Source organism: Paenibacillus vortex V453 (genome assembly GCF_000193415.1).
GTDB classification, from domain to species: Bacteria; Bacillota; Bacilli; order Paenibacillales; family Paenibacillaceae; genus Paenibacillus_AQ; species Paenibacillus_AQ glucanolyticus.
Window position 1 is genome coordinate 194,761 of record NZ_ADHJ01000001.1, and the last position, 18,682, is coordinate 213,442.

13 protein-coding genes, 1 pseudogene and 1 other annotated feature are annotated in these 18,682 nt (G+C 50.3%); of the genes and pseudogenes, 5 read left to right on the forward strand and 9 right to left on the reverse strand.

The window, feature by feature from the left end; translation table 11 throughout:
• Positions 1-64 precede the first annotated feature (64 nt).
• Positions 65-335, forward strand: a binding site (T-box leader).
• Positions 336-382: 47 nt separating this feature from the next.
• The gene (gene trpS, locus PVOR_RS00845; RefSeq protein WP_006207158.1) at positions 383-1,366 is read left to right on the forward strand and encodes a tryptophan--tRNA ligase; all 984 of its coding nucleotides are present in this window, start codon (positions 383-385) and stop codon (positions 1,364-1,366) included.
• Between the two features lie 197 nt (positions 1,367-1,563).
• Here the strand turns inward: trpS and PVOR_RS00850 are convergent, their stop codons facing one another.
• Positions 1,564-2,613: an NAD(P)/FAD-dependent oxidoreductase gene (locus tag PVOR_RS00850; protein ID WP_006207160.1), complete on the reverse strand. Its 1,050-nt coding sequence runs from the start codon at positions 2,611-2,613 to the stop codon at positions 1,564-1,566.
• A 323-nt stretch (positions 2,614-2,936) separates the two neighbouring features.
• Here PVOR_RS00850 and PVOR_RS00855 point away from each other — a divergent pair, with 323 nt between their 5' ends.
• From PVOR_RS00855 to PVOR_RS00870, 4 genes and pseudogenes are all read left to right on the forward strand, one after another.
• On the forward strand, positions 2,937-3,809 hold the full coding sequence (locus tag PVOR_RS00855; RefSeq protein WP_036640309.1) for an ABC transporter ATP-binding protein: 873 nt from the start codon (positions 2,937-2,939) through the stop codon (positions 3,807-3,809).
• Positions 3,763-4,710, forward strand: coding sequence for an iron-hydroxamate ABC transporter substrate-binding protein (locus PVOR_RS00860; protein ID WP_006207162.1), 948 nt, complete (start codon positions 3,763-3,765; stop codon positions 4,708-4,710). Before PVOR_RS00855 ends, PVOR_RS00860 begins: the two co-directional genes overlap by 47 nt.
• 68 nt (positions 4,711-4,778) lie before the next feature.
• Positions 4,779-5,786: pseudogene (locus PVOR_RS00865) on the forward strand (FecCD family ABC transporter permease).
• Positions 5,783-6,793, forward strand: a complete 1,011-nt coding sequence (locus PVOR_RS00870; protein ID WP_006207166.1) for a FecCD family ABC transporter permease — start codon at positions 5,783-5,785, stop codon at positions 6,791-6,793. The pseudogene PVOR_RS00865 and the gene PVOR_RS00870 overlap by 4 nt, the downstream one beginning before the upstream one ends.
• Before the next feature lie 198 nt (positions 6,794-6,991).
• Here PVOR_RS00870 and PVOR_RS00875 read toward each other — a convergent pair whose 3' ends face one another.
• From PVOR_RS00875 to PVOR_RS00910, 8 genes are all read right to left on the reverse strand, one after another.
• Entirely contained in the window at positions 6,992-8,542 is a 1,551-nt protein-coding gene (locus PVOR_RS00875) for a BCCT family transporter (protein ID WP_040680066.1), read from the reverse strand.
• A 272-nt stretch (positions 8,543-8,814) separates the two neighbouring features.
• Positions 8,815-9,792: a ring-cleaving dioxygenase gene (locus PVOR_RS00880; RefSeq protein WP_006207168.1), complete on the reverse strand. Its 978-nt coding sequence runs from the start codon at positions 9,790-9,792 to the stop codon at positions 8,815-8,817.
• 291 nt (positions 9,793-10,083) lie between these two features.
• On the reverse strand, positions 10,084-10,602 hold the full coding sequence (def, locus tag PVOR_RS00885; RefSeq protein ID WP_006207170.1) for a peptide deformylase: 519 nt from the start codon (positions 10,600-10,602) through the stop codon (positions 10,084-10,086).
• Positions 10,603-10,606: 4 nt separating this feature from the next.
• Positions 10,607-10,849 carry a helix-turn-helix domain-containing protein gene (locus PVOR_RS00890; RefSeq protein ID WP_006207171.1) on the reverse strand — a complete coding sequence of 81 codons (243 nt, stop codon included), beginning with the start codon at positions 10,847-10,849 and terminating at the stop codon, positions 10,607-10,609.
• Positions 10,850-11,098: 249 nt separating this feature from the next.
• Positions 11,099-11,743 carry a class D sortase gene (locus tag PVOR_RS00895; protein ID WP_006207172.1) on the reverse strand — a complete coding sequence of 215 codons (645 nt, stop codon included), beginning with the start codon at positions 11,741-11,743 and terminating at the stop codon, positions 11,099-11,101.
• Positions 11,744-11,824: 81 nt separating this feature from the next.
• The gene (locus PVOR_RS00900; protein ID WP_006207174.1) at positions 11,825-15,529 is read right to left on the reverse strand and encodes an LPXTG cell wall anchor domain-containing protein; all 3,705 of its coding nucleotides are present in this window, start codon (positions 15,527-15,529) and stop codon (positions 11,825-11,827) included.
• A gap of 149 nt (positions 15,530-15,678) precedes the next feature.
• Positions 15,679-16,632, reverse strand: a complete 954-nt coding sequence (locus tag PVOR_RS00905) for a DMT family transporter (RefSeq protein WP_006207175.1) — start codon at positions 16,630-16,632, stop codon at positions 15,679-15,681.
• A gap of 340 nt (positions 16,633-16,972) precedes the next feature.
• Positions 16,973-18,487 carry a copper amine oxidase N-terminal domain-containing protein gene (locus tag PVOR_RS00910; protein ID WP_006207176.1) on the reverse strand — a complete coding sequence of 505 codons (1,515 nt, stop codon included), beginning with the start codon at positions 18,485-18,487 and terminating at the stop codon, positions 16,973-16,975.
• Between the last annotated feature and the right edge of the window lie 195 nt (positions 18,488-18,682).

Consider the following 18,682-nt stretch of genomic DNA (forward strand, 5'->3'; position numbering starts at 1 on the left):
TCATCATATCCATCCTGCCTGCACTCATGCTGAACAGGATGGATGAAATTCATGAACAACATACCACACGGCTATGAGAAGGAATAGTAGCTTATTCCCAAGGTTAAAGCGAACCGGCGGTTGGTGCGAGGCCCGGTACCCTGGAATATGTGAATGGATCTTCTCGCTTCAACCCGAACCTCTGGAAACACTAGAGCAGTAGGCCTTGACGGTGCTCCCCCGTTACCTTGGGAGAGATGACAGAAACCAGTGAGCAGTCAAGTCCTCTGTCATGCTTAAGTGCGACACTTCAGTCGAATTCGGGTGGTACCGCGGAGTTACACTTCGTCCCATAGGGGATGAGGTGTTTTTGTGTTGTTCCAAATGATCAGGAGGTGTGTGAATGAAACGATTATTGTCAGGTATCAAACCCAGCGGAGATTTGAATATTGGCGGATACGGGGGCGCACTTCGCCAGTATGTGAATCTGCAGCATGATTACGAAGCCTATTTCTTTGTCCCGGACTTCCATGCGGTTACGGTGTATCAGGACCCCAGGAAGCTGCACCAGCGTACGCGGGACATTGCCGCTCTCTACATCGCGTCGGGCATTGATCCGCGCAAAGCGACAATCTTTCTGCAATCGCAGGTTCCTGCGCATGCGGAGCTTGGATGGTTGCTGGAGACGCAAGCGCATTTCGGGGAGTTAAAGCGAATGACCCAATTCAAGGAGAAATCGGACGGCAAAGATACGGTGAGCTCTGCACTGTTTACGTACCCGGTTCTGATGGCTGCCGATGTGCTGCTCTATCAGGCAACGCATGTGCCTGTCGGCGACGACCAGAAACAGCATCTGGAGCTGACCCGTGATGTGGCAGAGCGCTTTAATAACCGGTTTGGCAGCACGTTTATAATCCCTGAGCCGATCATTCAGGATATTGGCTCCCGGGTCATGGGATTGGATGATCCATCGAAGAAGATGAGCAAGAGCAATCCCAACAAGAACAGCTGCGTCCACATGATGGATTCGCCGGAGGATATCCGCAGGAAGTTCTCCAAAGCCGTTACCGACTCCGAAGGCGAGGTTCGTCACGATTGGGAGCAGAAGCCTGCTGTCAGCAATCTGATCGAGATCTATTCCGTATTCTCCGAGGAAGATATCTCCGTCATCGAGAAGCGATATGATGGCCAGGGGTATGGCACCTTCAAGAAGGAATTGGCCGAGGTGGTCATTGAGAAGCTGCTTCCGATTCAAGAGAAGTTCCATCAAATCGTGGATTCTTCCGAGCTTGACCGCATCTTGATAGATGGGGCCCAGCGGGCTGCCCAAACTGCCAGCGGAACACTCCTTGCTGCCAAGAAAGCGATGGGTTTTGTCACGTTTTGAAAGAACCGCAGGGCGTCCATTTGTTGACGGTTTCCTTAGGGAATCAGATCAAAGGGGCGCCCTGACTCTGATGGCGCAGCTGATCAGCTACGGCCCGTTGATTTACTTCAGGGATTACCCAGAACAATAGGGGAACGCAAAAAAAGAAGCTCGGATTCCCTCGCTTCTCTTCTATAATAAAGCGGCATGCCTTCGTTCTAATTGATCAATTGCTTCACTAGTTCGCGATTTCGTTCCTTAAATACATCATTATGCGAAGAAACCATGGCGTAACTTGTGGCGTCCGGTTCAATGAATTGCTTCGCGCTGTTCACCGCATTCGCTGCATCCTGGAAAGCACCCGCAATCAAGTGCAGCTTCCCGTCAAAATGCAGGATGTCACCTGCGGCATACAGTCCGGGTACGGAGGATTTACAGCTTGCGTTGCCCGCAATATAGTAGTCGTCTTTCCGTTCAATATCGAGCTTGCTGTTCTCCAAGAGCGACATATCCCGTTCGTAGCCATGGTTAATGATGACTTCGTCCACGGCCAGATACGAAACTTCCCCCGTCTCGTTATTGGTCAGTTCCACGCGCTCGATCACCTCATGATTATCGGAAGCAATAAGCTTCGTGATTGATGTATTGAGATGACAGGTCGCCTTACTGTTCATCAGCTGCTCCACCTGGGCTTCATGACCCGACAATTCGCCCTTGCGATAGGCCAGGAACACCTTCTCCGCCACAGGCTCCAACTCGTTTGCCCAATCCACCGCCGAATTTCCTCCGCCCGACACGATGACGGTCTTGCCCTTGAAATGCTGTAGGGACTTCACCGTGTAATTCAGGTTCGACACTTCAAACCGCTCTGCTCCTTCAATCTTCAGCTTCTGCGGATTCAGGATACCTCCGCCGACCGCCACGATAACCGTTCGGGACAGATGCACGCCGGAATGCGCGGTATGTAATTCGAATAGCCCTTCCTCGTTACGGACAATCGATTCCACTTTCTCGTTTAGCAGCACTTCGGGATTAAACGTCAAGCCTTGCTGAACCATCTGTTCGATCAGCTTCGCGCCCGGAGTCGGCGTCAGCCCGCCGACATCCCATATCATTTTCTCCGGATAGACGTGAACCTTCCCGCCTAGCATGGGTTGATATTCTATAATCTTGGTCTTCATTCCACGCAGTCCACTATAAAAAGCAGAATATAATCCTGCTGGTCCTCCACCAATAACGGTTACATCAAATATCTCATTCCCACTCATGCATTTCACTCCCGGTCTATAGATTAAAAGGCTGTTGTGATCACCTTGTAACGTAAATGATTATCATTATCAATTAGTATACGTTGACTTCCTCTGTTTTACAATCAAACATTTATTAAAAATTCATTTTGTCACAATTTCGCCTATATACAGTCATTCCATAAGACCATAACCTACATGTTGTTATTATTATGAAGAAACATGAATATTATTTGAAATTTCCATTAAGATATTTATTGACAACGGCGCGCCTCCACATTATATTTATGGATGAAATTGAGAATCATTATCGTTTGATTGCTAACTATTCTGGAGGTGACATGATGATTCGCCTAAGTACAGATCGAATAAGCGTCGGCTACGGCGAGAATCTGATATTGAATCGTCTTAATGTAGATATTCCTGATAAAAGAATCACAACTATTATTGGTCCTAACGGCTGCGGCAAGTCTACTCTTTTGAAAGCCGTTACCCGCATTATTCCCTATCAAGCCGGAGCTGCCATTCTCGATGGAGAAGAAATCGCCAAAATGAATACAAAGCTGCTGGCGAAGAAACTCGCGATTCTGCCTCAGACACCCGAAGGGCCAGGCGGACTGACCGTTGGCGAGCTGGTATCTTATGGCCGCTATCCACATCAGCGCGGTTTTGGCCGCTTGTCCAAGCAGGATATGGAAGTCATTGACTGGGCTCTGGAGGTTACGGGAACCCAGGAATATAAATATCGCTCGGTGGATGCTTTATCCGGTGGGCAGCGCCAGCGGGTATGGATTGCGATGGCACTTGCGCAGGAGACCGAGATGATTTTCCTCGACGAGCCGACCACTTATCTGGATATGGCGCATCAGCTTGAAATCCTGGAGCTTCTGGAGAAGCTGAATATCGAGCAGCAGCGTACCATTGTCATGGTTCTGCATGATCTCAACCAGGCTGCAAGATTCGCTGATTACATCATTGCGATGAAAGACGGAGACATCATTCAAGCCGGAGATCCGGAAGAGGTTATCTCCCACGATGTATTAAAGAAAGTATTCCATATCGATGCAGAGATCGGCCGCGATCCCCGCACCGCGAAACCTATATGCATCACATACAATCTATTAAAAGGGGAAAAAGAGAATGTACTCAAAACGGAGCAAAACGACAACTATGAAGAAGCTACTCATCCCGTTTATCGCACTGCTGTTCATTCTTAGCGCTTGCAACAGCAAGCCGGCAGAGACAAGCAGCAGCAATGCAGGAACTACCGAAACACCTAAAGCGGAACAAACGGAAACTGCAGCGGGAACCATTACATATGAGTCCGAGAACGGACCCATCGAGGTGCCGGCCAATCCGCAGCGTGTCATTGTGTTATCCGCGTTCACAGGCAACCTGATTGCGCTGAACGTCAATCTTGTCGGGGTTGATTCCTGGTCTAAAAACAATCCGGCATTTGCGGATAAAATCAAGGATGCTATGGAAGTCAGCGACGAAAGTCTGGAGAAAATCATTGAGCTTGATCCCGACCTGATCATCGGTCTCTCCAATATCAAGAACGTCGACAAACTCAAGGAGATTGCGCCAACCGTTACCTATACCTACAACAAAGTGGATTATCTGACCCAGCATCTGGAGATCGGAAAGCTGGTTAACAAGGAGAAAGAGGCGCAAGCCTGGATCGACGATTTCAAACAACGCGCCCAAAAAGCCGGTGAGGATATCCGTGCCAAAATCGGTGAGGATGCCACGGTATCCGTCATCGAGAATTTTGAAAAGCAAATTTATGTATTCGGCGATAACTGGGGCCGCGGTACCGAAATTCTCTACGGGGAAATGAAACTGAAAATGCCTGAAAAGGTAAAAGAAATGGCATTGAAAGACGGCTACTATGCGCTGTCCGCCGAAGTACTGCCGGAGTTTGCCGGCGACTACGTGATCTTCAGTAAAACCCCTGGGGCGGATAGCTCTTTCCAGGAAACCGAAACATACAAACAAATACCGGCTGTGAAGAATGGCCACGTATTCGAAGCTGATGCGACACGGTTCTATTTTAACGATGCTACTACGCTCGACTACCAACTGGATTTCTTTATTGAACATTTTCTGGGCAACTAACATATGAATCTGCCCTGGGCCAGACTAACTACGAGTTATTCAAACTTTAAAATGAAAAGATGATTCTCATGCCAACAAAACGGTCTATTCCTTTTTCTCTTAAATTGATCGCAGGCATCATCGTATTCATTGGCATGTTTGTCATTGCGATGGTGTTCGGTGCGGCTGAAACCACCATCAAGGATGTGTGGTTTGCCCTTACCACCTCAATGCAAGGCGAGAAATTATCCATCCTTCGGGAAATTCGCCTGCCCCGTGAGGTTGCTGCCATTCTGGTGGGAGCCTCGCTTGCGGTCTCCGGCGCCATCATGCAGGGAATCACGCGCAATCCGCTGGCTGACCCCGGTCTGTTAGGCCTTACCAGCGGAGACCAATGCGGCTCTGGCTTTTACGCTGGCCTTCATTCCTACCGCCAATTATTTCGGCATTATGGTGGCCTGCTTCATTGGATCGGCGGTTGGGGCTGTCATGGTCTTCGGAATCGGAGCCATGCGAAGAGGCGGCTTCTCTCCCCTGCAGATGGTGTTGGCCGGTTCAGCTGTCTCGGCATTTTTGTACGCCATCGCAGAAGGCATCGGTATTTATTTTAAAATATCCAAAGACATATCCATGTGGACGGCTGGCGGCGTAATCGGCACGTCATGGGGTCAGCTTCAGACGATATTTCCGTTTATTCTAATAGGCATTGTCATCGCCATCGTATTATCCAGACAGCTGACCATCCTCAGCTTGAGCGAAGAAGTCGCTGTCGGCTTGGGGCAAAATATCGCAGCCATCAAACTCATTCTGTTTAGTGGTGTATTGTCCTCTTGGCAGGAACGTCCGTAGCATTGGTAGGGAATCTGGCCTTCCTCGGCCTCATGATTCCTCATATCGTCCGCGGTATCGTTGGAACCGATTACCGCCACGTGATTCCGATGTCGGCAACGGTTGGAGCCATCTTCATGCTGTTTGCTGACACGGTCGGCCGGACGCTGCATGCTCCTTATGAGACGCCGGTTGCTGCCCTGATTGCCATTATGGGATTGCCCTTCTTCCTGTTCATTGTGCATAAAGGAGGGCGTGGACTAACATGATTCATCCATCCTTAGTAAGAAAGCAGCGCATAACATTTATTGCCCTGTTCGTGCTGACACTGCTGACCATCCTGATCGGGCTTGGTCTGGGTTATTCGTCCGTCAGCTATGACCGGATTCTGCCGACCCTGTTCGGCCAGGGCAGCTTCAAAGAAAAATTCATTATCTTTGATGTTCGTCTGCCGCGCATGATCATCACGCTGCTGGCAGGAATGGCACTTGCGCTCTCCGGTGCTATTCTGCAGAACATTACCCGCAACGACCTCGCTGATCCCGGCATTATCGGAATTAACTCCGGCGCCGGGGTAGGGGTAGCCGTATTCTTCTTGTTCTTCCCGATTGAGGCGGGTTCCTTTATATACATGCTGCCGCTTGCCGCATTTATCGGTGCCGTGCTGACCGCGGTGTGTATCTACCTGTTCTCATTCCGAAAAGGCCAAGGCCTGCAGCCCGTTAAACTGGTGCTTACCGGCGTCGGGTTCTCCATGGCGCTTTCGGGTGTCATGATTGTACTCACTTCATCCGCTGAACGAACCAAGGTCGATTTTATAGCCAAATGGTTAGCGGGTGGTATATGGGGTACCGATTGGCCCTTCATTGCTGCGCTTCTGCCATGGCTGATTATCCTGGTTCCCTTCACGCTGTACAAAGCGCAGCGAATGAACTTGCTGGGATTAAGCGACCCCGTAGGCATCGGGGTGGGCGTGTCCATCGAGAAGGAACGCATTGTGCTGCTTCTGGCGGCTGTAGCTCTTGCAGCATCTGCCGTGTCTGTGACGGGCGGCATTACGTTCATTGGACTCATGGGCCCGCATATCGCCAAAGCGCTCGTAGGTCCGCGGAATCAGCTCTACATTCCGATTGCTGTATTGATTGGCGGCTGGCTGCTGCTGCTTGCAGACACGATCGGGCGCAATATCGTAGATCCTGACGGCATCGCCGCCGGGATCATGGTTGCCATCATCGGTGCGCCGTATTTTGTATATTTGCTGCTCAAGAAAAAATAACAGGTTTTCCTGCTGGTTTTCCCAAAGCCTTTATTACGCTCCCCCCGGGTGTAATAAAGGCTTTTTTTTTGCAGTACGACCGTTGTGGTCCATGCAGAGCCTATATCTTCAGCAACAAAATAAAAAGGGAACACTGCATGAGTGCCCCTTATGGTAAACCGTAAAGTATCTGTTCCCGCTTCTTACGACGGTTTCTTCTCACTTCTTACCCTTGTTCGCAGCCTCCTCCAGATGACGGAACCGTTTGAGATCGGCCTTCCGAATCGGAAGCGGTTCACGGCGCAGCAGCTTCACGATCGCAATAATGAGAAGCAGCAGCAGCACGGTGAATGGCAGTGCTGCGATCAGTGAAGCCGTCTGCAAGGCTTCCAATCCACCGGCGTAGAGCAGCACGCCGGCAATTGCTGCCATGAGTGTGCCCCACACGATTTTTGCAATTTGAGGAGGGTTCAGGCTGCCGTAAGTCGTCATGCTGGATAAGATATAGGTCGCTGAATCCGCCGAAGTCACCAGAAAGGTCAGAATCAAGATAATCGCGAGCACATTCATCACAGACGAGAAGGGCAACTGGTTAAACAGCTGGAATAAAGCGGAGGTGACATCCGCATTGACGGCCGCCGCAATCCCTGTATTCTCGTGCAGATCAAACCAAATTGCCGTCCCGCCGAAGACAGCAATCCAGAGACAGGCAATGACGGGCGGCACGACCATCACACCCACAATGAATTCCCGAACGGTTCTTCCCTTGGAAACTCTGGCTACGAAGGCTCCCACATATGGCGACCAGGCAATGGCCCACGCCCAGTAAAAAATCGTCCATTCCCGTACCCATGTCCCTTCCGCATAAGGTTGGAGCCTCAAGCTGTACGACACAAAATTCGAAACATAATCCCCGATTGCCAGCGTAAACGTTTCTAGTATGAATACAGAGGGTCCGGTAATAAATACAAACAATAAAAGGACAAGTGCCATCGCAAGGTTCAGATTGCTTAAATACTTAATGCCCTTGTCCAGTCCCGTAGTCGAAGAGATCATATATGCTACAAAAATAATCCCCAGCACGATCAATTGCAGACCGACCCCATTGTTTATTCCCATAATGGAGTTTAAGCCGCCGCTCATTTGCAGCACGCCCAGTCCAATAGAGGTAGCTATCCCCATGACTGTAGCGATAACGGCCAGAATATCAATCGTATTCTTCACGCCCCGTTTGGTGCCAGTGACAGGTTCAAGTGCCGTAGAGACCAGCCCGTCCTTCTGCTTGCGAAATTGGAGAAAAGCGATGACAAGACCAACCAAGGCGAAGACGGACCACTGACTGATTCCCCAATGAAAAAAGGAATAGCCCATAGCCACACGCGCGGCCTCAACGCCCTCTGCTTCCACGCCTGCAAAGGGTGTATTAAAGAAATGGCTCATCGGTTCGGCAACACCCCAGAATACCAGCCCCACCCCGAAACCGGCGGAGAACAGCATGCCGATCCAGGTAAAGAACGGATAATCCGGCTTTTCCTTGTCTCCGCCTAAACGAATCGTGCCATATTTGCTTGCCGCAACCCAAATCAGAAAGACGATGATGATGAATATCGAGAGCAAATAGAACCAACCGAAACTATTGGTTGTGAATCTAAAAAGATACCCTGCTACTTCCCCGAATGCCCCCGGTCTAATTGCCCCCAGGACAGCCAAAACCGCAATGATTACGGCCGATATCGAAAATACAACGTTTTTAAACAAACTTCCTTTCACACGCTCCACCTCAGCCAATTCGTTATGAATTCCTATACAGTATTTGTATTTAAACCAGAATTGATGTACTTAATCGGTAAATTGGCTTGTTGCAGTGAATTGTCATCTACAGGGAGAACGTGAGACAACAGCCCGGCGGTGGCTGGCTGTACATCATATCGTGGATCTTCCACTCCGGTTAAATGTGATGGCATGAATATAGTCGTTACATAAAAAAAAGCAATCCGCCGCTTGTTATAAACAAGCCGGATTGCTTCTTGGACTCACGATATTTATTCCTTCACGAATTCCTTCGTGCTGCGCACCGTGTCAATCTGACGAACCATGCCCTCAATCTGCTCGCGCTTCGATTCCAGGAATGGAGGCAGGGACAATTTCTCGCCCAGCGTCTCATACGGCTCATCCCCCATGAAGCCCGGACCGTCGGTTGCGAATTCAAACAGAATCTGCGGGGCCACCCGTGCGTACAGGGACTGGAAGAAGAAGCGGTCCACGAAGCCGGATGTATGGAACTGGAAGTCGTCCAGACGCTTGATCCAGTGCTCCAGCACCGATCGGTCCTCTACCCGGAAGGCAGCGTGATGAACGGTTCCGAAACCCTGCTGCGCTCTTGGAAGAACCGCATTATACTCAACCACCACCTGAGCGCCATTGCCGCCTTCACCAACCTCAAACAGATGAAGCGAGCCTTCCTTGGCAATTTCCGTAAACTGCAGCACGTTCTCGATCACTTCCTTGAAGGGATCGAAGCTGGATACCCGCACAAAGACCGGGCCAAGTCCGGTAATGGCGTGTTCCAGCGGGATCGGTCCATTCTGCCATGGCGTTCCCGAAGCCACGCCTGCATTGTTCTCATCGGAGATGAGTTGATACTGCTGATCATCAAAATCAACAAAAGCAAGTGTTTTCTTGCCAAACAGCTCTTGAATGCCTTGGTGCTTCACATCCATCCGGTCAAAACGCTGAACCCAATATTCCAATGCCGCATCATTAGGAACCCGAAATGAGGTTTTGTAAATCTCGTCTGTGCCATGTCTTCCTTTTGGAATACCCGGGAAATCAAAGAAGGTCATATCCGTTCCCGCACTCCCCTTATCATCGGCGAAGAACAAATGGTACGTCCGAATATCATCCTGATTGACCGTCTTCTTCACCAAACGCATCCCCAGAACATAAGTGAAGAACTCATAGTTCTTCTCAGCACTGCTTGTAATCGCTGTTACGTGGTGAATTCCTTTTAATCCATTCATGTTTAAATTCCTCCATCTCATATCATAAATTGTTTGCACGACTATCTTGAATTATTACTTCGATTTAATATATCTTTAATTTAAGATAATAATATCATGATATTCCTGGTTCGTCAATCCCTTCAAGAATTCGAAAATTTGTCGATATCAAAAAAAGAATCGTAAAACAACACATCGCAAAAACGGTCGGAGAGGCTCCGACCGTTTTTTTGTACACATTGTGCAAACATGAGTAGTCGGGGACATGCTTGGATCGCTGTCGACCATCATTAGGCAGCCTTCATGATTGCGCTACGAACCTGTATTGGATAACCCAATAACAGGGAACAACTCGACGCGCCGATGAGTCTCCTCATGGTACAGCCATCCATCCCGAACATGGTCCACAAAAAGCAGTCCATTAAGATGGTCGATCTCATGTTGCATACACCTCGCCAGGTAATCCTCACCTTCCAGGATGATCGTCTCTCCCTGCCGATTCAGGGTCTTCACCTTAACGTGATGGGCTCTTTGCACATACCCGTAATATCCTGGATAAGATAGACAAGCTTCCGGGCCCACCTGCTCACCGTTCATCTCCACAATTTCAGGATTAATAAGTTCAATCAACCCTTCACCGCAGTCCATAACAATAAGTCTTCGCAAAATACCGATTTGTGGTGCGGCAAGGCCGGCACGGCCAGCGCTGTCATACAACGTTTCCGCCATATCATCGAGTATCTTTAATGCCCTCGCATTCACGGGATCAACAGGCCGCGCGACTTTTCGCAGAATGGGATCGCCGAATGGCACTATAGCTTTTACTGTCATCCATTTATGCCCCCTTTGTTTTAGAAGGAGGTGTATGCACCCATAAGTCCCCTGGAGTACACTCTAAGGTTGTGCACAGGGCATCTAACGTCGCTGCCTTCATCTGCCTGGGCTGGCTCGTCAGCAATGCACTAATGGAAGCCGCTGAAAGACTGTAATCGGCCTTCTCTTTCATCAGCCTCGCTAACGCAGCTCCCGACCATATCCCTCTCTTTGCCATAACGTTTCGTAGCATCCATTCGAGCAAAGGGTCCCCCTCCATTCCACACACAATATTAGTTCACACCTTATTTTATTAGGTGTCACCTAATATTACAAACTATTTTCCTGCTAATATAGAGGCATAATCTCAAGAAGAGCAGCACTGGGTTCAATCGCCCAAAAACAAACGGAAAGGGACTTCCCCAAAATCATACAGATTTCCCGGAAGCCCCTTAAGGTCTCATCTCACTTCATATACCGCAGCACTTCTTGCAGATCTGCGACAATCAATCTGCTAGCCTGATACCCGTTCAGCCTGGACGATAAGACGATGCGTCGCCTCGTAAAGAGGGTCGCAAGTAATCAGCGTAAGCCTCTGTTCATCAGGGTTGCCTTCCAATACGGACACATCCGTTGGTTCCACAATCGAGATCTGATCCACGCGATAAACCAACTCGCGTCCTGCTGTCATAACAATGATCTCATCACCGTATGTGAGCTCATTCAACCGATTAAATAGCCGCCCGGTCTTATGGGCACGATGGGCAACAATGGCTGCATTCCCGGTTTGGCCGAGCTTCGCCGTACCCGTAACGCGAGCCGCTGCATTTTTCATGTTAGACTGGGTTGCCCCTTCAAGAATGGGCAGCTCCAGATCCAGCTTATCAATCCGAATAATGCCGATGGGCGATCCGGCTTCATAATCAGCAGGCTCCTCTTGTCCGGAAGCAGCCATCTCTCCCTCGTCCAGGATGCGAGACAATTCCATGTACTGATAAGCAGCGGAATCTTGTACAGAACGCTGCTCAGCTTCGACCTCTAATCGCGCGGCTTCCCTCAGCAATTCCTTCTGCTGGCGGTCCCCATTCCAATCGCGAAGGATTGGATATAAGAACACGAGAAGCCCAACCACGATAAGAGCAATTGAGAGTTTTCTCATTCTATCCGTCCTTCCCTATGGATGAATTGACATTCAAAATCCCCCTCTCCATGCACCAGCAGGAGAAGGGGATTTCATCCATTATTGACGCTTATTGCGCAGACGACTCAAGAAGAAACCTGCGAGCATAAGTGCAAGCCCTCCGAATTGGAGTGGATGCGGATTGCTCTCTCCTGTTTTCGGAAGCATGGCGGCCCCGCTGTCCGGTTTGGTTTCATCAACCGGATCGGCGCTATTCGCATCATGCTCCGTCGGTGGAGCCGGCTTATCTTCCGGCTTGGATATCTCATTGCTAACCAAAGCGCCCTCTTCCGGTTCCTCTACAGGAATCGGTTCTGGATCAACTTCGCCCGGAACTGCCGGGTCAACCGGATGGGCTGGCTTGTCCACCCCATCGTGATCACCGGGCGATACAATCTCCCCGGGGACGGTCGGCGTCCCGTTATCGGAATGACCTCCCGGTGATGGGCCAGGGCTGCCCGGATTAGGGCCAGGGCTGCCCGGATCGGGACCGGGGTTACCTGGATCAGGACCCGGGGTGCCCGGATCGGGACCAGGGGTGCCTGGATCAGGGCCGGGGTTGCCCGGATCGGGACCGGGGTTACCCGGATCGGGACCAGGGGCGCCCGGATCAGGGCCCGGGTTACCTGGATCAGGACCAGGGGTGCCTGGATCGGGGCCGGGGTTACCCGGATCGGGACCAGGGTTACCTGGATCAGGGCCGGGTGGAACGCTTTTTTTGCTGTTCGTGATGGTGATTCGCTTGATGTTGCCTGTCTGTTTAATGCTTGAATCGATCGTAACCGTAGTCGTCGCCTGATCGATCACATACCCTTGCGGAGCAGCCGTCTCTTCCAGAACATATTGGCCATACAGCAATTTTGTAAACAACACCTTGCCGTCCGCATCGGTTGTCAGTGTCACGGCTGGTCGCTTGCCCTCTTGGTCTCGAAGAACGAAGACGGCTCCTTCCAGGGCAAGAGCAGCATCATCCTTATCGACTTTCAGGACCTCCAGACTGCCGCGGACCCCGGAGCCGGTGCCGGAGCCTGAAGACATGCGTACTTCGATCTCCTGTGTAGTCTCACGGATACCGGTTGTAATACCAAGCCCCTCAAAGGAGACGCTATTGCCCACCTTTTCTCTGTCTGCCGCATCAATCAGTGTTTCATACTCCACAATATAAGCCTTATCAATCGGGTTCTTGAAGCGAAGCACGAAGTATTCGGTCGCTCCATAGATGAATTCCAGCGTGTAGTCCTGGTCACGCACTAACTCGGCTGCCTTGGAAACCGCACCATTCGCGGCAACAGTGGTTGCGTAGACGTGGAACGAATCTTCCACCAGGATGAGATTGCTTGTGGGCTCATCCATAATCGTGGCTTCTTCCACATAAGATTGACCGCGGTTGACATAGACGGTCCACTTCAGCTTCTCACCGTTCTGCACGCCGTTCTTGAATACATATTCGCCACCTTGCGGAATGCTCACCTTGGCCGTCCACTCCGCCAGCTTGCTTGTGCCATCAAGAAAAATGCCTGTATTCGACACTTCGCTTGCGATGACCTCTCCGTCTAACGTGGTTTTGAACACAATCTGATAAGGGCTGTTGATAGCGTTCTTGAACGCTACCCGCAGCTCGTTGCCATTAGCTTCATCCGGAAGCACCGCATCATACAGGATCGGGTCTACGAGATCTCCCCGAGTTGTCCCGTTAGCAGCGCCCGTCAGTTTCATTTCATATACGAGAAGCGACCCTGGAACAAACTTCTGATTCTGCAGCAGCTTATCGGTGAAGACGGCTTGTGCCACTTCTTTTTTATTATAATTTGCCCGGATGGTCCAGGAGATCTCCTTGGTTCGCGGATTGTATGCACCGCTCTTGTCCCCGTTCGTCTTCGTTAAATTATCGGGGCTCAGCACAGCGTCCTTTGTTATCGTCTTGTTCTGGGTACCTTCAAGCCAAGCCAGATGAGCCCGGTTACGGAACTCGGACTTGGTCTTATCGATTTTCCAATCGTTATTGAAAGTCGTGGTGTACGTCACCTTCAAAGTCTCGTTGAACGTCTGATGGAAGGTAACCGTGAAGCCTTTCTTAGGCTCGTCTTCCTTCGCCGTATACCAGGAGGGATCAACCGCACTTCCATCTGCGTGGAGCACCTTCAGCGTACCGGCAACCAGCTCTAACCCGCCATTCGGGAACGTATCGGTCAGTACCACCGAGTCCATATCGAACTGGTCTTCGTTGAGGCTGATTTCCCATGTTGTCGTTTTGGCGTTGTAATCCACCGCTCTATTGTACTTCTTGAGGATAACAGCCTCATGCTTCTGGCTAGCCGTCTTCGTTACGCCATTGGCCTTAACCGTATTTGCCACAGTCTCATCGGTATAGATGCGATCATCGGTTTTGGTCCTATAGGTGATGATATAGCCGGAATCGATATCACTTTGGAAGGACAGATCAAATCCGTTCTTCCCATTATCATTCTGTACAGGTGTCAGGATATAATCGGTTCCCTCAACCAGCTCCGCGCCTCCGGTTCCGGCATGTCTTACCTTAAATGAGCCGGATTCCAGCTCCTGAGTCCCGTTGAAGCGGTCTACCAGAACGGCATCCTGCCGGGAAATCTCTTTTTCACGGAAATTGTATTCGATACTCCAGCCGATCGTCCGGGTGCCCTTGTCATAGCTGGCAACCTTCTTTGTCAACAGCTCTCCGCGATCGATTGTCACCGTGGCGTTCACCGTTTGGTCCGGCATTCCGCTCCCCGATAATGCAGCGTTATTCGTGAAACTCGTCTCATCGCCCTTGCCTACTGCCGTCGTATATTCCACGCGATAAGCCGATGTGATCTTCTGGTCAAAAGCAATCGTGAATGCAGAAGGACCTGTATTCAGGCTGAACCCTGCCGTCACCTCCGCTCCGCGTACCGTGCTTCCATCAATATTGACGTCCAGCTTGTATACCTTCACAGAGCTCTCATCCAGGGTTAACCCTGCTGGAATCTGATCCTGTATGACCGCTAAGTCAATCGGATGCAGGATGGTGTTCGCATCGATCCTCCAAAGGATGCTCGACGCTTGATTGGCTTGTCCCTTCTTGTCCAGATGGGAGCCTTTTGCCGGTTTGATATACAGGATAGCCACTTGCTCCCCGCCCCGGATCGGGAATGGGATTCGTACTTCCGTGCTGCCCTTAACGGTCTCCTTGCTAATCTCGGTGAGGAATTCCAGCGTCCCCCGTACCTCGGAGTTGTTAACCTGATCATTAAAGGTCATCACCACATGGCCGCTCGTCGATACAGAGAACGTCCCCACATCGCCGCCATCGGCAAGGAGACTCCCGTTAAAGCTGTTATAAATTTTGAAGGCGCCCGGAATGTCGAATTCAAAGGTCGAGCCGTCGACGTAATCATGCCCATTCGGCAGCTCCCATTCATACGACAAGCTCACGTCCGAGCCAAGCTCAATACGCTCTCCCAGATCCGGATTGTATACCGAATCAATGACCGTACCGTTCTTGTCCTTAATCGTAACCTTCGTCAGAATGCTCTGTCCTGCGCCTGCGTTCACCCCTTGCGTCTGGCCCGGATCTTGATATACCGCATCCGTTACCGAATCCGCAGGTCCATTCCCGTTGCCCGGATCCAAGGGATCCACCGACACAACCGGATCAGCTGGTGCAGCCCATGCACGACCCGAATCATAAAACCCTGCACCCGTACCGAACATCCCCTGAAACAGCAGCAGGAGTGCCAGTACCAGAATGCTTCCTTTCTTCCACATCGTATAGATCCACCTCTTTGTATGATTTCATCTGTTCTAAAAATGAATGCTATGACTACCTGCTAATGGGAAACAGATGGTTCAGCATGTAATCATACAAGGCGGATCTCGACAATTTCTCTACACTTATTCTACACACTGGTGTTAAGTTAAGTGGATTTGGATTCACCCGGGGTCAGTCCCGTTGGTGCAGCCCGCTTGGATCTTCCAGCGAAACTGGCACCAATCACCCCGATAATAACGAGTCCTGCGCCAATGAAATGATAATAGGCCAACTGTTCGTTCAAGAAGAAGACACCTCCAATGATGGTGATTACAGTTGCCAAATTGTTGAAGATGCTCATCCGCGACGCTTCCAGCTGGGATAAGGCATAATTCGACAGAAGGGACGTACCCAGGGAAGACAGGACACCAAGATACAGGACCGCCCATACAAAGGAAGGATGAGCAAACGGGTCAAAATACTGCATGAGCGTTCCTTGGGCCGCATGCTGAACAACCGACATCAGGTTAAACAGCACGAATCCGATTAGCGTCATGATGAACGTAATATCCAGCACCGGCTGCTTCTGGGTTAACTTGCGGGCCATTACGCTATAAATGGCATTAGACAGTGCCGACAACAGAATAAGCACGATACCGAGCATGCTGGAGGCTTCAAAGGAAACGCCCTTCAGCACGAAAATCGAAATAATCCCTGTTACCGACAATACGGTAAACAGCTTCTGTGCCCATCCTGAGCGTTCCTTCAAAAATAATGATGCCAGCAGCATCGTAAAGATCGGAACGGTAGCATGGATAATTCCCGCTTCAGCTGAGCTCGTGTAGACCAAACCGAAGGTTTGCAGTGTAAAGAACAGAAACGGATAGAATATCGCCAAGGGCACAATAACCAGCAGTCGCTTCAGATGGAGCGGAACTCTTCTGCGGGCGATGAGCAATGCCAGTGCGGCGGCAATGAAAGAGAGGGTGAACCGGTGCGCTAACGTGTCCAGCGGGTTGGATACGATCAGTGCCATTTTCACAAACATGAACGAAAAACCTATAATGACGGTATATCCTAACGCTGCGGCATAGGCCCGGCCTGTATGCGGTGTATTCATTAATCATGATCTCCTTTATTTTCTCGTATGCATTGCAATCCTGGAGTGTTGCATCTGCTAAAGTTAGCATACGGCAGGAGGAGCACCCTTACGATTAGAAATAACGCCAACTGTACCGATACAGTTGATGGGGCGAAGGAAGGATAGGATGTATCCATACCTTTTCCTTGCCCTGCGATTATGCGGTAAGAACCGCTGATAACACATCAGCAACCATGACAAAAAGGGCTGTTTCCCGCCATCCCAAGATGACGGGAAACAGCCCCGGCAATACTTCCCTGTGTATCCATCTCTAACTCGCCGACCGACAGGTCCGTCTGTTATCGAAATGGGTTATCGCTTAATCACGCTCAATGATAATCCAGCCATCGCCCTCCAGATGAAGCGTTGCCCCGAGGGCTTCCGCCATAAACCGGAGCGGAACGTAGGTAGATCCGTCGCTATGGACAAACGGAGCCGCCTGCAGGGTCACGCTTTTACCGCCTACAGTCGCTTTCTGGGAACCTACCGTCAGCTTGATTTCCTCTCCTGTCAGATCATTGATGACCGTAATGTTCTTGGAGCCCTTCGCCCACTTCACTTCGGCATCAAGACGATTGGTCAGGTAACGAAGTGGAACAAAGGTCTGATTGTTCTTCTTGATCACAGGGTATACGAGATCCTCGTTCGTATCAAGATACAGCGATCTGTGCGTGATCTTCAAATCATCCTTCAGCACGTTATAAATCGTTGAATTCTTCTCGAAATTGCGCAGCACCTGGCCTGGTGTCACCGATTCGCTCAGGACATCCAAAGCGCCCTTGGATGTATCCACTTTATTGGCTTTCACCGCACTGCCGATATTCCATACCTCGCCCTCGGAGTACACCTTGAAGGATTTCAAGGGCATGTCTTCGGAAGCCGGAAGTGCGACAGTCAGTTCCACAGCGTTCTTGCGTGTGTTAAGCTGCTCGTCAAAGTAATAGTCCAGCTTGAGAACCGTATCCTTACCGAAGACGGTATCGCCTCCTGGGAACTCCTCCAACAGCTGTTCCTTCTGTTCATCGTAATTCTCCGTCAATTCGGCCAAGCTGCCATGAACGATTTCGTAGAGCGAAGCCACAACCTCTTCCTTGGATTCCTGCGGCAAGAGCTCCACATCTTCCCCGTAAGCCTCACCGATGCTAACCATCATCGGATAAATGGCATCATAGGCATCACCAATCAACTGCTTTAAGCCTGCTTCGTCCTTCATGAGACTCTCTGCAAAAGGCTTGAACATCGTCAATATCTCTTCCCCGGTCAGCTCCATATGGAGATGCGTCAGGTTCAAGCTCTCCCCATTCACCTTCTCCTGGGCAGATTTCACAGCAATTTTTGTCGGATTCGGAAAATGCTTCAGTACAAGCCCGGCCGCCTTCTTCACTACGTCTTGAATCGCCTGCTCGTATTGGCTGGTGTCAGGAATTCCGGGAACCGTTGTATCCATTGAGAGATAGAACGGCAGCTTGGCGCCTTCCAGTTGAATCGCCATTCCTTTGGGATCCATGGACAAGTGAAGCGGAATCTTCTTGTCCAAATAATGCACACTGCCCTGAATGGACACGGTGTTGGCATCCTGGACGATGGCACGATCCACATTCAATGATAACGAATTAATAAGTTCAATCGCTTCTTTATCTTCAGACGACAGGGCCCGGTCGGCAGGCACCGCCTCGAATCGAATGCTTGCACTGGATTCACTGGATTTAACATCAAGACTTGTAAGCATCGCCTTGTTGATATCCAAACCTCCCACGGACTGACACCCTGTCATAATGACAAGCATAGCTGCAACGAGTACGGTCAACCATTTAAACTTCTTATGCATATTCATATTGTCCCCTCCCAGGTCATAGGCTCATATCTATTATCGGGAGATAGGAAATGTTTGTAAATAGGTAATTCAGCCTCGTCATCTACGCATGCGCTTATGTTCATCCACCGGATGGCACTTGCTCCCTTTTTGCTATACACTGGGAATGAAGTGCCGATTACATAAAGTCCAAAACTAAAAGGCCCATCTACAGCA

What these genes read in the sequence shown, in the direction of transcription:
- trpS (WP_006207158.1), top strand. Translation starts at nt 383, where the DNA reads ATGAAACGATTATTGTCAGGTATCAAACCCAGCGGAGATTTGAATATT.
- PVOR_RS00850 (WP_006207160.1), bottom strand. Translation starts at nt 2,613, where the DNA reads ATGAGTGGGAATGAGATATTTGATGTAACCGTTATTGGTGGAGGACCA.
- PVOR_RS00855 (WP_036640309.1), top strand. Translation starts at nt 2,937, where the DNA reads ATGATTCGCCTAAGTACAGATCGAATAAGCGTCGGCTACGGCGAGAAT.
- PVOR_RS00860 (WP_006207162.1), top strand. Translation starts at nt 3,763, where the DNA reads ATGAAGAAGCTACTCATCCCGTTTATCGCACTGCTGTTCATTCTTAGC.
- PVOR_RS00870 (WP_006207166.1), top strand. Translation starts at nt 5,783, where the DNA reads ATGATTCATCCATCCTTAGTAAGAAAGCAGCGCATAACATTTATTGCC.
- PVOR_RS00880 (WP_006207168.1), bottom strand. Translation starts at nt 9,792, where the DNA reads ATGAATGGATTAAAAGGAATTCACCACGTAACAGCGATTACAAGCAGT.
- def (WP_006207170.1), bottom strand. Translation starts at nt 10,602, where the DNA reads ATGACAGTAAAAGCTATAGTGCCATTCGGCGATCCCATTCTGCGAAAA.
- PVOR_RS00895 (WP_006207172.1), bottom strand. Translation starts at nt 11,743, where the DNA reads ATGAGAAAACTCTCAATTGCTCTTATCGTGGTTGGGCTTCTCGTGTTC.
- PVOR_RS00900 (WP_006207174.1), bottom strand. Translation starts at nt 15,529, where the DNA reads ATGTGGAAGAAAGGAAGCATTCTGGTACTGGCACTCCTGCTGCTGTTT.
- PVOR_RS00905 (WP_006207175.1), bottom strand. Translation starts at nt 16,632, where the DNA reads ATGAATACACCGCATACAGGCCGGGCCTATGCCGCAGCGTTAGGATAT.
- PVOR_RS00910 (WP_006207176.1), bottom strand. Translation starts at nt 18,487, where the DNA reads ATGAATATGCATAAGAAGTTTAAATGGTTGACCGTACTCGTTGCAGCT.